Source organism: Peribacillus sp. NPDC056705 (assembly GCF_043656335.1).
Genome location: NZ_JBHTYI010000019.1, coordinates 63,002 through 79,062 on the forward strand (window position 1 = coordinate 63,002; position 16,061 = coordinate 79,062).

Genomic DNA, 16,061 nt, shown 5'->3' on the forward strand with positions numbered 1-16,061 from the left:
GGAGAATGCCACATGAAGTATATCCGTTTCAATGATTCAATAATAGATACGGCTCTTTTTTTACAGCTGCAGGATCTCTCGACTGTTTTATCCGGCATTCCTGAGCTGGAATTCGAATACAATTATGGCTCCTTCATTGATTTGTTCGAGAATAAGGTAACAGCCAGCCATTTTTGGGAAAATGGCAATAAGGAAGTGAAAGAAGCGGGACTGAAAACGGACGTGCTCCTTAGGACGATAGGTACGCTGCATCATTCAACAATCCAGAGCATGAAGGAGTACCAGGATATCATCGGGGAAAGTTCGCTTCCGAAGTTTGCGGCCCAATTATTCGCTTTACTGGAAGACTTGCGATTGGAAGAATTGGTGAAGAAGGAAAGGCCAGGCACGAAAAAATGGTTTTCGGTAAGAGGGGCGTACCTTAAACAATATTTCGAAAGCCAATTGACGACGAATGTCACAAGAAGTTTTGCACTGGATGAATTATACTGCCTCATCTATTTACTGCTTCAATCTGACAGGCCGGACCCGATTTTCCCAAGAGCCAATGTAAGGCAGCTGGAAGAATTGGAGAAACTCAAACCGTTCATCCATTCTGTCTTCGAGGCCACTAAAACGGGTGACATCACGAGGATTTGCGAGCAAATCGTTTTCCGTGTGAACGAGGAATACGAGGATACGATGAATGAATATTTCATCTTTCCCATTGCAAATGTGGAAAAGTATAAGGCAAATACCTTATTTGATGAACTGACTAGAAATGATGAACTGTTGAATGATGATACAGAAGATGCTGACGAAGAAAAAAGTGAGTTCATTGATGAAAAATTCTCGACATGGCACCGGGAGAATAAGAACGGCGAGAGTAATTCGACTTTTCTTCAATTTGAATTGGAGCAGGGAACGAAAACAAGTCTGATGGGCGGAGGGGCACGGGAAGCGGAAGATGCCGACCAAGCCCTGGCTTCCATCCAGGGTTCATCAGGGGAAAGTAAACAAAAGGAATACAATCAGCAGGAAACGCTGGAGAAGAAACAAACGAATATGGGCAAAAGTGGTGAACATCCATTTGGTGAAGAAAACAAAGACGTCGTTCAGGTAATCAAGGAAGCCAAAATGCCAACACTTACGGAAGAGAAACGCTACCGTGAATTTGTTGCGGATATCGAACCGTTCAAGAGAAAACTCTCCAGTACAATTGAAAAGACACTGGAAAATAAAAAGAACGCACCAAGAAAAGATTTGGTTTTTGGCCGCTTATCGAAGAAATTACTGCCGCTTGTTTTTGAAGAAAATCCTCGGGTCTTTTATAAAAAGAACCAGGATTCAAATGAAATGGATGCCGTATTCACATTGCTGATCGATTGCTCCGCTTCCATGCATAACAAAATGGATGAAACGAAACGAGGGGTCGTCCTGTTTCATGAAGTACTGAAAAAATTAAAGATCCCCCACTCGATCGTTGGATTTTGGGAAGATGCAAATGAAGTGAGAGAAGGATATCAGCCGAACTACTTCCATATAATCCAATCCCATTCCGATTCTCTTTATCTAAACTCAGGAGCTAAAATCATGCAGCTTGAACCAGAGGAAGACAACAGGGACGGATACAGTATCAGGGTCGCTACAATGGAATTGGAAAAAAGGCGTGAAAAAAACCGGTTCTTGCTCGTGTTTTCCGATGGTGAGCCGGCAGCAAGCGATTATGATCAAAATGGCATTGTCGATACACATCTTGCTGTTTCGGAAGCCAGGAAAAAGGGCATAGAAGTCATTGGCCTGTTTTTAGCGGATGGAGGCATCGAGGAAAGTGAAGAATTGACGATGAAAAACATCTATGGAAAAGAGCGCCTAATGATTCCGAGTGTAGCTGAATTGCCAGAGCAATTTACACCGCTGTTAAAAAAACTGCTGCTGAAGACCATATGAGAAGCGAAGTTCCCCCGCTGGTCATTTAAAACGGGCCATGCATTTGATTAGCATATAAGTGAAAAACGCAGTAGGATTCAATGGATCTTACTGCGTTTTTTTATTATCAGTAAGCGGATAGATGGATGGAAACTCGAAAAGGACAACGAATGCGATTCTTTTGTCGGGATTGGGGTAAACCATAGATGAGGAAGTGATCATTTTGATGAATTTAATTTTTATGTTGCTTTATTTTATAATCATTGTTCTTGTTATTGAAATATCGGTTACCTTGATGAAATTGACTGGATTAAAAAGCACAGTGGCCAGATTTCAGGTTATCTCCATGCTGACAGGGACTGGTTTTACAACTGACGAGTCAAAATCCATCATTGATCATCCCATTCGAAGGAAAATAAGCATGTTCTTAATTTTATTTGGTGCTTTCTCACTTGCTGTCATCATTTCATCGATCAGTACATTGCTTACAGATGATCTGCGCTTGATGGAGTTAAGCATCATTATAGGGATACTGATGGTTCTGGCCGTACTAGTGAAAGCTCCATTCCTGAATCATAGATTATCGAATAAGATGGAAAGTGCAATGTACAATCATTATGAATTATGGGAACACCCGATAGAGGAGGTCCTATTTTTAGAGGATGAAGACGTGGTCATGGAGATCGATATTTATGAGGACTCCGAATTCATAGATGTCAAAGCGTTGGACGTCATATCACATGGAGCCGACATCAATATCTTATTTATTGAAAGCGGAGAAGTGAAAATCAGGAAAGAGTTATATGAGTATAAAATCAAATTAGGCGATAACCTCTTTTTATATGGAAATAAAAAAGAGATAGAAGACACATTCTCAAAAGAAATCGAAGAGATGAAGAAGAAGAAAAGTACATCGGCGTGAAAAGGATCCCAGCCCTTATGTTAAGGCTGGGATTTTTTGAAGATGGGCATTAATGTTTTTTATTCGGTAATTTCTGAGCGGGATTCCCATTGCCTTGACGGCGGAAATTGCCTTCTTCCTTTTTCTGCTGCTCTTGAATGCTTTCAACGAATTCCTTTGAACTTTTCATGGAATGTACCTCCTCGATATTTTCTTCTTTACTATAACCAGAAGAGGTGAAATTCATGAGTCATGCATGGGATCTGACTACATTAACGGGGATAAAAGACTAAATGATGTATCCATTACACGACCACTAGCCTTGCACCACCCGAAACTCTTCGAAGTCCTTCATTATATCCTTCGAAAATTTCCGTTAAGTTTAACCCGGAAATTACAACAACGGATCCCTTTATAAAAAATATCCCTTTAAATATCACCTTTTAATGTTAGAATACATTACATTAGAATATTTGGAATATTGACAAAAATAAGGAGGGTATCTATAATTATCAATAATAATATCCATGAATAAACATTTATTGGGGTTTTGCCTATGGAACGGACAATGACTGTCCGAGAATTATGTGAGGTGCATACTCATTTACTGGACAAGGATATTCAGATTCTTGAAAACCTATCAACGAATTTATCGTTGATAGCCAATTTGAATAAAGCTAATGTGTTTATCGATTGTCCGGTGCTTGAAGGGAAGCATGCCATTGTCGTGGCAGAGGCATGCGGACATTCCGTGAAATCGGTTTATGATCATCCGGTTGTCGGGAAATTCGCCTATGAGGCTTTTGAACCGGCAGTATTTTATGTATTGCGCACCGGAAAGGACATGTTCGTGAATCGGGCATTGACTCAAGAGGGAGCAATGGTCCAGCAAAGTGTCGTTCCGATCAAGGGGGAATGCAATCGGGTCATCGCCGTTTTGATCATGGAAAAGGTGATTCATGAAGAGCCTGAAACGTCAAAAAAGTTTGATAGGCAAGATCAACAAAATTCCTTGGTTCCTGAATTTATCGAGGAGTCCATTTTCCTGATTAATAACCAAAACCGACTTGTCTATACGAATCCTGCTGCCATTAATCTAGTATCGGATATATGTATGACGGACTGTGCTTTAGGTGAATCCATTTTCGATTATTTTCCTGGCCTTGCCGATGTTCTTGCTTCAAAAGAGGACATTTTGATGAAGGAAATGAACATTGGTAAAAAGATTTTCCAAATAAAGAAATTCCATTTAGGCAACAAGAATTCCGATGAAACGTTCATCATCATCCGGGACCTGACAGAACTGCGGGATAAAGAGAGAGAGCTGATTAGCAAGTCAGTGGCCATTCGTGAAATTCATCATAGGGTGAAGAACAATTTGCAGACAGTCGCCAGTTTGCTTCGGCTGCAAATGAGGATGGGAGCCCCTGAAGAAAGCAAGCCACATTTATTGGTCAGTTTGAATCGGGTGTTAAGCATATCGTCGGTTTATGAAATCATTCTGGCAAGCAGTCAGGTCGATCATGTGGACCTGCTTGAGCTTATTAGGAAAATTGGCGATATGATCGTTCATGCGGAGGGTCATGCCCGTCAAAGCCTGAGCATTGAATATAGTGGCGGTGAGCTGCATTCCATTGATTCCGACATTGGCATTTCTGTCGCGCTGGTTGTGAATGAGCTCATTCATAATTGTGTGAAGCATGCTTTCAAGGAAGGGACGGAAGGGAAGATTACCGTATGCTTTCAAAAGGATGGTCCTGAATTGGAAATTCAAGTAAAAGATGATGGCATCGGATATTCACCGGCAGTGAAACCAACTTTAGGGCTGGATATCATCCGCATGACGGTGGAAAATGATTTGGATGGGGAGTTTTCGATTCATCGGATTAAAGAAGGTACCCTGGCTTCTGTAAGATTTCCATACAAGAGGTAGGTGGGAGATGTGGTCAAGAGGATTTTGGTCGTGGAGGATGAATCGATTGTTCTTCTTGATATAACGATCATGCTCAAGGATGCAGGCTTCGATGTGGTAGGACATGCCCGTAACGGCGAGAAGGCGATTGAATTGGCACATGCACTACAGCCGGATCTCGTTTTGATGGATATCAAAATGCCAAAAATGAATGGGCTTAAGGCTAGCGATGTGATATCCAATACCTTTCAGATTCCGGTCCTGCTTTTAACTGCATTCAGCCAGCGTGAATATATCGACGAGGCGAAGCGTGCGAATATCGTCGGATATCTTGTAAAGCCAATTACGGAGGCGAATCTGATTCCGGCAGTGGAGATAGCTTTGCAGCAAGCAGCCAATACGAAGAAGCATCAGGAACGAAACGCCCAATTGGATGAAACGCTCACAAATCGTAAAGTCATTGAAAAGGCAAAGGGAATTATCATGAAAAGGAAGAATGTAACGGAAGAAATCGCCTACAATAAGCTGAGAAGGCTAAGTATGGATAAGCAGCTTTCCATGGAGACGGTGGCACGTCGAATCATTGCAAATGATCAAAAACAAGTAAATAGATGAAGCAATGGCGCTTTGATGGACCAAATTGGTTAGGCAGGCATTTCTGCCGAGAAACCTAGTTTGGGCTATAAGAGGCGTCTTTTTTATACCCTTTTTTTAAGACGATAGGCCAAATCAAATCGGAATTCAGGGGGAATATGTATGGAGATGGTTGGTAAATTCGTAATTTATATCATTATGGTGTGTGCCGTTGTCGGTGCCATTGCATCGATTAAAGACAGTGAGCAAGGCTTGGGCAAACAGTTCATGGAAGGGCTACATACCGTTGGCCATATTTTTATCCCGGCAGCTGGGATCATGGCCTCGATTCCTTATTTATCATGGTTCATCGATACAGTTTGCGGTCCGATTTTCGCTGCGATCGGTGCAGATCCCGCCCTCGCCGCAACAACGATTTTGGCAACGGATATGGGGGGATACCAATTGGCGGCTGAGCTGCAGGAATCCTATGAAGGCTGGATCATGGCGATGATTGTCGGATTCATGTCTGGGGCAACGATTGTATTCTCGATTCCAATGGGGCTTGCGATGCTGGAGAAGCGCGATCATAAATACATGGCACTTGGTGTCATGTCAGGAATCCTGACGATTCCGATTGGCGCTTTTATCTCAAGCGTGCTGGTGGTGGCAACGAATTCCAAAGTCCGTGAAGTGATTTCCACGAATGCGGATTCTACATATGAATTCGCGTTGAGCTATTTGAAAATTGCCCTGAATCTTTCCCCTCTTCTTATTTTTGTGGTCTTGCTCGCGTTAGGTCTTTATTTCCTGCCGGATTTGATGATCAAAGGTTTCATGTGGTTTGGAAAAATATTGGATGCTGCGATCAAACTTGTACTCGTGTTTTCGATTGTGGAAATTTTCACCGGACTGTTTTCCAATGTACTTGGTGCTTGGGGGTTCCATCCGATCATGGCCGATAAGGCAGACCAGTTCCGTGCCCTGGAAACGGCGGGGTATATCGGGATAATGCTGGCAGGTGCTTTTCCAATGATTTACCTCATTCAAAAATACGCAGGCAAGCCGCTTGAAGCGATGGGCGGAAAAATCGGGCTGAGCAAAGCGGGGAGTGCAGGGATATTAGCCACGGTAGCCAATATATTGGCGATGTTCAAACTTGTTAAAGATATGCCGCCAAAGGATAAGGTCATAAACATTTCCTTCGCTGTGTGTGCGGCCTTCCTATTAGGGGATCATTTATCATTCACAGCCAATTTTCAGCCCTCCTTGATATTGCCGATCATTGTCGGCAAGCTATCTGCCGGAGCGATTGGAATCGGTCTTGCATACTGGCTGTCCGTTCCAAAAGCTTTGGAATTGGAAGAAAAGGATCGTGAAGCAGGAGTTATCGGCGTAAATGAATATAAAACGAAAAACGAGGAAGAAAACAGCAATGAAATCCAAGTGGTGTAAAACTGGGGTGTGATTTTAATGAATGAACAGGCGGAACGAATCATCAGTGCAGGAATTGATATTGGCACCAGTACGACGAAACTTGTCATCAGCGAGCTTTCGCTTAGGAATGTGGCGGGTGGCGGACAGGTGCCAAAAATCGAAATTACCGATAAGAAAATTCTGTATCGAAGTCCCATTTTCAGGACCCCGCTTTTATCCGATACAGTTATCGATATACCTGCTGTTCAAAGAATAGTGGAAAGTGAATACCATCAAGCCGGGATCACGATCGATAACATACAAACAGGGGCTGTCATCATTACAGGGGAAACGGCAACGAAACAAAATGCAGAAGAAATGATTTACCGGTTATCTGAAGCGGCGGGGGAATTCCTTGTAGCGGCAGCCGGACCGGACTTGGAGGGAATCATTGCCGCCAAGGGATCGGGTGCTCATCAACATTCCATAAAGACAAGAAAGACTGTAGCGAACATAGACATTGGCGGGGGAACGGCGAATATTGCCGTATACCGTTCCGGGATGCTTTGCGGAACTTGCACACTGCATATAGGAGGGCGTTTGGTGGAGTGGGAGGGAGCGAAGGTGAAGGTTGCCCCTTCGATAGGGAAATGGCTGAAATCAAAGGGACACTCTCCTATGAATGGTGATGGGGCAATCATCACAAATGAAATGGCGAAGGTGCTTTCGAGGTTTTTGGCTGGTTCATTCACAAAAGAAGATGAACTTCTTTTAGTGGGGAAGGAGCCATCATGGACAGGACGAATTGATGTGTTGATGTTCTCGGGAGGTGTCAGTGATTGCATCTATCATCAAGAACGGGAGGACAAAAGCTTCCGGGATATCGGTATGATGCTTGCCGCCTCTATTAAGGAAAATGAAGAATTGGCTGCATGGGAATGGGTAAAGCCCATTGAAACGGTTCGGGCGACTGTTCTTGGAGCTGGCGCACATACGACTGAAATAAGCGGTGCGACCATCGAGGTGAATGATTGTCATCTGCCCGTTCGCAATATCCCGGTCTATCGGATCGATTTTCATGATGGGATTGATGATGTAACCACGACAATGGCACAAGCCGTTCAGGATGCGCTCACAATATACGACGCTTTAAAGGAGGGCCTGAATTTTGCCTTTTATTTAACGAATTTACCCTATCAATCATTTCGGGACATTCACCAGCTCGCAGTCGCTTTTACCGAAGCTTTGATGCAAAAACCGAATCGGCAGCAGCCTCTGATCATTGTCATGGATAGTGATTATGGGAAGGCACTTGGTCAAACCATTCTAGCGAACCAACCGGATCTGCCGGTCATCTGCATTGATCAGACAGAAGTCGAACATGGTGATTATTTAGATATAGGAAGGCTGCTGCGGACAGGGGTCGTTCCGGTTGTAGTAAAAACGCTAACCTTTCACAGTTAGGAAAAGGAGGATTATACGATGAAATTATCCACTCAATACTTTGGGGAAATCCATCAATTCAAATCGTTGAAAGAAGTCATGGCCAAAGCGAATGAAGAGAAATCAGGAGATAGGCTTGCGGGAATTGCAGCGGATTCGGTCCAAGAACGGATTGCGGCGAAAGCGGTGCTTAGCGAATTGACTTTGGCGGACATCAGGAATCATCCCCTGCTCTCCCCGGAAGAGGATGAGGTGTCGCGGATCATAGATGGTCTCATCAATGGAACCATCTATCAAACCGTGAAGAATTGGAGCGTTGCCGAGCTGCGTGAATATATATTGAGTGACGAAACGACCGGCGAGGATTTAAAGCGACTAAGCAGGGGGCTGAATAGTGAAATGATTGCTGCGGCGGCCAAATTAATGTCGAACCTCGACCTTATCCATGCAGCCAATAAAATTGAAGTGCTCACCAAGAATAATAGCACAATCGGATACAAAGGAACGCTTGCTTCGCGCCTTCAGCCTAACCACCCGACCGACAATGTCGATGGCATGCTGGCTTCTTTAAAAGAAGGTCTCTCCTATGGAGTCGGGGATGCACTCATTGGAATCAACCCTGTCGATGATTCGGTCGAAAGCGTAAAGCGGTTGCTTCATGCGACACAGGATGTCATCCAGAAGTGGAACATCCCGACCCAAAATTGTGTGCTTGCACATGTGACCACGCAAATCAAAGCAGTACAGCAGGGGGCGCCTGCCGATATGATTTTTCAAAGCATCGCCGGAACGGAAACGGCCAATCGCTCTTTTGGAATTAACGCACAAATGCTCGAAGAAGCTAATGAGGTCGTGAAGGCTTATGGGACGGGCACTGGCCCGCAGCATCTTTATTTTGAAACGGGGCAAGGCTCCGAGTTATCGGCTGAAGCGCATTTCGGAATCGATCAGGTGACGCTTGAAGCCAGGAACTATGGTTTTGCCCGCTATTTTGATCCGTACATTGTCAATACGGTCGTCGGTTTCATCGGACCTGAATATCTATATAACAGTAAGCAGGTCATCCGCGCAGGATTAGAAGATCATTTCATGGGAAAAATGCATGGACTGCCGATGGGTGTGGATATTTGCTATACGAATCATATGAAGGCGGATCAAAATGATATCGAGGACTTGGGTGTACTTTTAACGGCGGCTGGCGTGAATTTCATCATCGCAACTCCGATGGGGGATGACTGCATGTTAAACTACCAGTCTTTGAGTTACCACGATATAGCGACTTTAAGGCAAACGATGGATAAGCGGCCTGCCCCATTATATGAAGCCTGGTTGGAGAAGATGGGAATTATGGAGAATGGAAAATTAACGAAGCGTGCCGGTGATCCAACTATATTTAACCATTAGGAGTGGATGATATGGGAATGAATAATAAGGAAGAATTGGATGCTTTGATGGCGAAAACCCCTGCGCGGATAGGGATAGGCAGGTCAGGGACCCGGCCGAAAACGGATTCTTGGCTGAAATTCCGTTTTGACCATGCGGCGGCCGTCGATGCTGTATATGGTGAAGTCAGTGATATTCTTTTGAAACGCTTGGATTTATTCAAGGTGAAAACGAAGGCCGATGATAAGGAAGTCTATTTACGGCGTCCGGATTATGGAAGGAAGCTTTCTGATGAAGCAAAGCGGGTGATAGAAGCCAAATGCATAAAGGCCCCAACGGTTCAAATCATCATTTCCGATGGCTTAAGTGCCAAGGCGATCGAAGAAAATGTGGAGGATGTCTATTTATCTTTCAAACAATCTTTGGCAGTGGCAGGTCTGGATACTGGTACACCTTTTTATATTGAAAAGGGCCGGGTTGCCGTGATGGATGATATCGGTGAAATCCTTGGACCTGAGGTCATTGTCCTGTTGATCGGTGAACGGCCGGGTCTAGTGAGTGCGGAATCATTGAGCGCTTATATTTGCTATAAACCACGTTTGGGCACCATTGAAGCAGAGAGGATGGTCATTTCCAACATCCATAAAGGAGGGATTCCCCCGGTTGAAGCTGGCGCGCATCTTGGCACGGTCATTCAAAAGATCCTCAAATACCAAGCGAGCGGCATGTCCCTTGTGAAGAAGGAACATGAAGAAGAAAAGCGTGAAAAACTCGGTTGAAAAATAAAAATGGAGGAGCGAATTACTCCACACAGTTTTTCGGCAAAAAGGGGTTCGGGATGGTCTCATTCAAGCCGATGATTAAGATTAGGTCGTTGATTTCCTCTCCAGGCACTCGCTTTCCGCGGACGGTCCGGAGGGTCTCATCTCGAACCATGATTTTAAAACATGACTAGACTATTATAAATGTTTTTCACTGGATCCCTTATTGGATGGAAGAAATATGCGACACTCCTGCCGAATAACTGGCTAGCCGGGACCCCACAGGCGCTTGAGCCGAGGAGGCTTGGCAGACAGTCGGCGGAAAGGGAGCGGATTTCTGAAAACGACTGAAACGCTTTTAAATAAAAAAACTGCAGGCAAACTCGCTTTATGCAAATTTGCCTACAGTCTGGGGGGAGAGAATCCCTCCTCTATTTACTTGTCCCTAAATTCCATAATCCAAACGGGTTGTAGAAGGGGTGGCCTTCTTCATATCTAAAGTCCTGAAGGCCTGTCAAAATAAAGTCGGGTGCATCTTGTTGAATGCTAAAGGTTTCGCCATTCTTAAAGATAGGCCGTTCACCTAAATGGTAATAATTAAATGTGTTTAGCAGGGCAGCCGCCTCTTTCGGACTCATTGTGTTAAGTGTCACGGCATCCGGAAGACCAAAAGCTTTCATTCCGAATGAACAATAATAATCTTCCTCTCCGATGATCGTGACAAAATGGGCATATACCGAGAGAACATCGGGGCTATGATGAAGATGCTGCCAATCTTCCTTTGAATGGGCAATTCCAGCCGTTTCTATTTTCACTGCCATTCCGCCTGCCCTTAGGATCGCTGCCCCGGCATCGATCAAATTGATTACAGTTCCGGTATCGGATACATCGGCTATTATATAAACGGTAAAGGTATGGTCATTGATTTCCTCTAATGCATTCTCCGAAAAGGCATCTTTACTGGCGTAGGAAAAGCTCTCTTTCAAAGTGGGTTCATAATCATGGATTTCAGCCTGAAAAGTAATGTTTTTATCGCTGTTATGAAAAACATTCCCGGCTAACAGATACCCTTCGCTTCGGGAAGCGACCGTTTGAATCAATTCTGTCCGGTCCTTCCATTTACCGGGTATCCCGATGATGATTTGGTTGTCCTTCATGGATCATCTCTCCTTTCCGTTCAATTCATACTATACCACTGCTGATGTTTTCCAAAGTAATTCATATAAAATAGCGCAAGAAACCGATAAATGCCAGTGAGGGATGTGCAGGACTTTTTCAAAATTATACAATTGATGTATAATATAATCTAGTAAACGTATAGCCTATCTTCAAAGGAATTCCCCTGGTGGGTTTTCTCATAGGGCCATTTCTTAATAATCTATTCGTATATATCAATGATGAAAGAGAGTGGAATATAATGGGTCGTAAGTGGAATAACATTAAAGAAAAAAAAGCGTCAAAAGATGCTAATACTAGTCGGATTTATGCCAAGTTCGGACGGGAAATATATGTAGTGGCAAAACAAGGTGAACCAGATCCGGAGTCCAACCAGGCACTAAGGGTCGTGCTTGAGCGTGCGAAAACGTACAATGTTCCAAGAGCGATCATTGACCGTGCGATTGAAAAAGCCAAAGGCGGTTCGGAAGAAAACTATGACGAACTTCGTTATGAAGGATTCGGTCCGAATGGTTCAATGGTCATCGTGGATGCATTGACAAACAACGTGAACCGGACGGCATCTGATGTGCGTGCCGCATTTGGGAAAAATGGCGGGAATATGGGTGTCAGCGGATCTGTTGCTTATATGTTCGATGCAACGGCTGTCATCGGGATTGAAGGTAAAACGGCTGATGATGTTCTTGAACTGTTGATGGAAGCGGATGTTGATGTACGTGACATCATTGAAGAAGAAGAAAGTGTCATCGTTTATGCCGAACCTGAACAATTCCATGCTGTACAACAAGCATTCAAGGATGCAGGAATCAGCGATTTTACAGTGGCCGAGCTGACGATGCTTGCACAAAATGATCTAACCCTTCCAGAAGATGCACAAGCACAATTCGAAAAAATGATTGATGCATTGGAAGATTTGGAAGATGTTCAACAGGTTTATCATAATGTAGATCTTGGTGAATGATAAAATGAGCAGACCTTTGCTATATGATCAAAGGTCTGCTTATTTTATTTGAAAGGAAAGAGCCTGTTTGCGAATCACGAAACAGGCTCTTTCCTTTTGATTATTCATTTATGGTGATTCCGGAAAGTTCACGGTCTTTCTGTACCTTTTCCAATTCCGAAATTGTGACCAGTTGATAACCTTGGTCATGCAGTTGTTTGATGATTTTTCCTGCAGCCTGGGCGCTAGTTTGATAGATATCATGCATTAATATGATACTGCCATCTTTGGCTTTGCCCATCACTTTGTTTACGATTTTCTTTTCATTCCGTTCTTTCCAATCTTCGGGATCGACATCCCAAAGTGTGACTTTCATATCCTCCATGTATTCACGCACATTATTGTTAATCGCTCCATATGGGGGACGAACGAGATTTGGCTCAGCACCTGTAGCTTTTTCTACAGCGTCTTGGGTCATTTCGATTTGACTTTTGATTTTGTTCTTGCTTAAGCGCGTCAGCTGCGGATGATCCCATGAATGGTTGCCGATCTCATTTCCTTGCTGCAGCATTTTTTGTAGAACTTCCGGATAGTGCTGTACGCGGCTTCCAAGCACGAAAAACGTCGCGTGTCCATCATACTTGTTCAGGTCTTTAAGAATGGACATGGTATAACTCGGATGCGGCCCGTCATCGAACGTCAAGGCAATGACCTTTTTTGAAGGGTCGATCCATTCATTTTGCACGGGCAGTTTGGCGACGATATGTTTCGGCTGCCATTCTTTTACACGATCCGCATTCAAATCTTGACTTTGATATGAATCTAGCAAACTATCTTTAAAAAGTTCCTTCTTGATGGCTATCGTATGGGTCTTAGTTGAATCATCAGTCTTGACGTAGAATACAAGCGTATTTTTCAAGACTGAAAAAGAATTGAAGTTGGCTGCCTTCAGTTTGTTTTCCTTTTTAATGAGACTGTTTGAAATGCCTTCTTCTTCCTTCTCCGTTAACTCTTCAAAAACAATATCGGATAAAACGGATAAATAATCAGTATCCGTGGCAAAGATGTCTTCTATGGAGAGCTTTTGCTGAGATGGAATATCATAAGTGAAGATCTGGGATCCAGACTGCTTCTTTCCTTCCACTTGCTCATATTTATCGAAGGAAATCGTAATGGTCTGTTTACTGAAATGGAGGATCGTATAAGTGAGGTTAAGCTCGGAGGCTTTTCCGTCGGATGCTTTCCATTTCTTTTCATAATCCTTAATTTCTTTCTTTATGTAGGCTTCTAGCTGCTTGTCGATATTTTCTAAATGCAGAACAGGCCTGCTGGCTGAATACCCGCCTTTCGTATTATCTTTCACATACGTTTGAATATCGGCTTCTGGGTAATTTTTATCAGTTGTATAGGCCGAAACGGTTCTTTTCTTATCAAAAGCAAGGCTTTTGATGGCTAACCCCAACGTTCCCACAGTAGCTGTTAGACAAAATAGAAAAATAAAGACTTTTTTATAATTTAATTTACTCATGATGTACTCCACCTCGATAATCATTCTACTATATAGACGCGCCAAAAGCCTTAAAAGTTTGTAAAAAATTTCATTTTTTTATTTTTATATATTTCCATGTTCATTTCCAAACTTTTAGGGCTGCACGAACGTCTATCTTTTGTACCCAGGATACGTAATTTAAATGTAAGGAGCTCTTTCATGCAATGAAAAATCTAGATATGAATCAATTAATCGCGGCCCGGATAACCGAACGGCAAGAAAATTTGTACAGACTTGCTTTTTATTATGTTAAAAACCAAGAGGATGCGCTTGATATCGTGCAGGAATCAATCAGGAAAGCGCTGGCGTCAAGCAGCAAAATCAAAGACGCTGCTTCTATAGATAGCTGGTTATATAAGATCATCGTCCGAACGGCACTGGATGTTTTGCGGAAGAAAAAGAAACTGACCGTCGCCGATGACGAAACAATAGAATACTTACGCGCAGGTGAGGAAGATCACTATCCTGACCTGGATTTGCAAAAGGCCCTTGAAGGACTTTCGATCAAGTACAAAACGGTAGTCGTTCTCCGTTTCTTCGAGGACCTGAAGCTGGATGAGATAGCGGAAGTGCTGGAAGAGAACGTAAGCACAATTAAAACGAGATTATATAAAGCGCTGCAATTATTGCGGATCAACATGACTGAACGGGAGGAAACGAAAAGATGGAAAAAAAACTAAAAGATCTGCGGGAAGAATATCTTAAAACACCGATACCAAAGGAATTGAATGATGTCGTTCAAGCGGCCTTGAATGAAAAGCCCAGAAAGAAGCCAAGGGTTGGCAGGAATATCCTCATGTCAGCTGCTGCAGCGCTTCTGATTGTGACAGCTTCCGTAAACATCAGTCCGGCAGCGGCAAAAGCCATGAGTGAAATCCCGATAGTCGATAAGGTCATCAAAGTGATTACCTTCGTCGAATGGAAAGAAGAAGCGAATAATTCCTCGGCAGTAATCAAGACGCCTGCCATATCCGGTCTAGAGAATAAACAGCTCGAAGATAGCTTGAATGAGAAATATTTATCGGAAAGCAAGCAGCTTTATAAGGAATTCACGGACTCCATGTCAAAACTGAAGGAAGGGGAAAAGGGCAATATGTCAGTGGAAAGCGGATATGTGATATTGACGGATAATGAAACGATCTTATCCGTACAGCGTTATACGGATAAGATTGCTGCTTCCAGTTCTACAGAAAGTCAATTCGATACAGTCGACAAGAAAAACGAAGTGCTATTAACGTTAAATAGCTTATTTAAAGATGATCGTTATCTTCAGGTGATTAGTGAGAACATCAAGGAACAGATGAAGCGCCAGATGGCTGAAGATCCGGAAAAGATATATTGGGTCGAAGATGATGATCTTACTGCATTTAAAGGCATTGATGAAAACCAAAACTTTTATATAAATGAAGATGGCAAGCTAGTCATCGCCTTTAACAGCTATGAAGCTGCGCCGGGATATATGGGGGCCGTCGAGTTCGTCATCCCGACAAAGGTGCTGACAGACCTCCTTGTGGGCGATCAATATATCCATTAAAACGGCCTTACTTGTAATTCTTATGATGGGCGGGAGGTTTTTAAAACGGCAAAATACCCATTAAAAAAGACGAACCAACGTTACTTGTTTACAGTAACCTTGGCTCGTCTCTTTTTTGTTCGAATTTCATCTGGTCCAGCTCCAGCCTCATTTTTTCCGTCTCCATAAGAAAGTTTTCATGCTTCAGTTTTTCAAGTTCCAATTCAACTTGCAGCATTTTGTGTTTCGTCTTTGACTGTTTTTCGAAATGGCTTGTCAGTATGGCGATTATAGGGATGGAAAAAATCAGCACAACGGTTATGATCCCGAGCATTATGTGCCTCCTCATTTTTGGTTATATCTATTATACGGTGTATTTAACAGATGAAGTGGTTTTTTTTAAAATGATTCTGCCTATTTTTCCGATTCTCCTTGCATGTTCTTGGCAACCAAAGTGGTCTGAAACGTAATACCATTGGTGAAGTTAGGGTAATATATCTTTGATGGCAGCTCCCTATTAGACTATAAGGTGTTTCTTCCTGAGAAATACAGGCTTTGGTATGTAGGGAGGCAACCTCTTCTATAG

The 16,061-nt window shown here is 43.2% G+C and carries 14 protein-coding genes and 1 pseudogene; 11 read left to right on the top strand and 4 right to left on the bottom strand.

The window, feature by feature from the left end; translation table 11 throughout:
* The first annotated feature begins 12 nt into the window (after positions 1-12).
* Complete coding sequence (locus ACFRAK_RS19520; RefSeq protein ID WP_394572275.1) at positions 13-1,929, top strand: vWA domain-containing protein; 1,917 nt, start codon at positions 13-15, stop codon at positions 1,927-1,929.
* Between the two features lie 205 nt (positions 1,930-2,134).
* Positions 2,135-2,830: a hypothetical protein gene (locus tag ACFRAK_RS19525; protein WP_394572285.1), complete on the top strand. Its 696-nt coding sequence runs from the start codon at positions 2,135-2,137 to the stop codon at positions 2,828-2,830.
* A 49-nt stretch (positions 2,831-2,879) separates the two neighbouring features.
* Here the strand turns inward: ACFRAK_RS19525 and ACFRAK_RS19530 are convergent, their stop codons facing one another.
* Entirely contained in the window at positions 2,880-2,999 is a 120-nt protein-coding gene (locus ACFRAK_RS19530; protein WP_061465287.1) for a DUF4023 family protein, read from the bottom strand.
* A gap of 366 nt (positions 3,000-3,365) precedes the next feature.
* On the opposite strand from ACFRAK_RS19530, the gene ACFRAK_RS19535 reads away from it, so the two are divergent.
* The 6 genes and pseudogenes from ACFRAK_RS19535 to eutC all read left to right on the top strand — a co-directional run.
* Positions 3,366-4,742 (top strand): sensor histidine kinase, encoded by a 1,377-nt coding sequence (locus tag ACFRAK_RS19535; protein ID WP_394572277.1) that lies wholly within the window; start codon positions 3,366-3,368, stop codon positions 4,740-4,742.
* A 9-nt stretch (positions 4,743-4,751) separates the two neighbouring features.
* Positions 4,752-5,336, top strand: a complete 585-nt coding sequence (locus ACFRAK_RS19540) for an ANTAR domain-containing response regulator (RefSeq protein WP_192206791.1) — start codon at positions 4,752-4,754, stop codon at positions 5,334-5,336.
* 141 nt (positions 5,337-5,477) lie between these two features.
* Positions 5,478-6,749 (top strand): ethanolamine utilization protein EutH, encoded by a 1,272-nt coding sequence (gene eutH, locus ACFRAK_RS19545; protein WP_387603037.1) that lies wholly within the window; start codon positions 5,478-5,480, stop codon positions 6,747-6,749.
* Between the two features lie 18 nt (positions 6,750-6,767).
* Entirely contained in the window at positions 6,768-8,174 is a 1,407-nt protein-coding gene (locus ACFRAK_RS19550; RefSeq protein WP_387603034.1) for an ethanolamine ammonia-lyase reactivating factor EutA, read from the top strand.
* 18 nt (positions 8,175-8,192) lie between these two features.
* The gene (locus tag ACFRAK_RS19555) at positions 8,193-9,557 is read left to right on the top strand and encodes an ethanolamine ammonia-lyase subunit EutB (protein WP_387603031.1); all 1,365 of its coding nucleotides are present in this window, start codon (positions 8,193-8,195) and stop codon (positions 9,555-9,557) included.
* A 32-nt stretch (positions 9,558-9,589) separates the two neighbouring features.
* Positions 9,590-10,315, top strand: a pseudogene (gene eutC / locus ACFRAK_RS19560) (ethanolamine ammonia-lyase subunit EutC); the annotation flags it as partial.
* 413 nt (positions 10,316-10,728) lie between these two features.
* Here eutC and ACFRAK_RS19565 read toward each other — a convergent pair.
* The gene (locus tag ACFRAK_RS19565) at positions 10,729-11,454 is read right to left on the bottom strand and encodes a DUF4261 domain-containing protein (protein WP_394572278.1); all 726 of its coding nucleotides are present in this window, start codon (positions 11,452-11,454) and stop codon (positions 10,729-10,731) included.
* A 260-nt stretch (positions 11,455-11,714) separates the two neighbouring features.
* Between ACFRAK_RS19565 and ACFRAK_RS19570 the strand changes: the two genes are divergently transcribed.
* Entirely contained in the window at positions 11,715-12,434 is a 720-nt protein-coding gene (locus ACFRAK_RS19570) for a YebC/PmpR family DNA-binding transcriptional regulator (protein ID WP_053536610.1), read from the top strand.
* Positions 12,435-12,534: 100 nt separating this feature from the next.
* On the opposite strand, the gene ACFRAK_RS19575 is transcribed toward ACFRAK_RS19570, so the two are convergent.
* Entirely contained in the window at positions 12,535-13,941 is a 1,407-nt protein-coding gene (locus ACFRAK_RS19575) for a polysaccharide deacetylase family protein (RefSeq protein ID WP_387603024.1), read from the bottom strand.
* Positions 13,942-14,126: 185 nt separating this feature from the next.
* On the opposite strand from ACFRAK_RS19575, the gene ACFRAK_RS19580 reads away from it, so the two are divergent.
* Entirely contained in the window at positions 14,127-14,642 is a 516-nt protein-coding gene (locus ACFRAK_RS19580; protein WP_387603021.1) for an RNA polymerase sigma factor SigV, read from the top strand.
* Positions 14,627-15,496: an anti-sigma-V factor RsiV gene (gene rsiV / locus ACFRAK_RS19585; protein WP_387603018.1), complete on the top strand. Its 870-nt coding sequence runs from the start codon at positions 14,627-14,629 to the stop codon at positions 15,494-15,496. Before ACFRAK_RS19580 ends, rsiV begins: the two co-directional genes overlap by 16 nt.
* An 88-nt stretch (positions 15,497-15,584) precedes the next feature.
* Here rsiV and ACFRAK_RS19590 read toward each other — a convergent pair whose 3' ends face one another.
* A complete protein-coding gene (locus ACFRAK_RS19590) occupies positions 15,585-15,809 on the bottom strand; it encodes a hypothetical protein (protein ID WP_192206781.1) in 225 nt (74 codons plus the stop codon).
* Positions 15,810-16,061 lie beyond the last annotated feature (252 nt).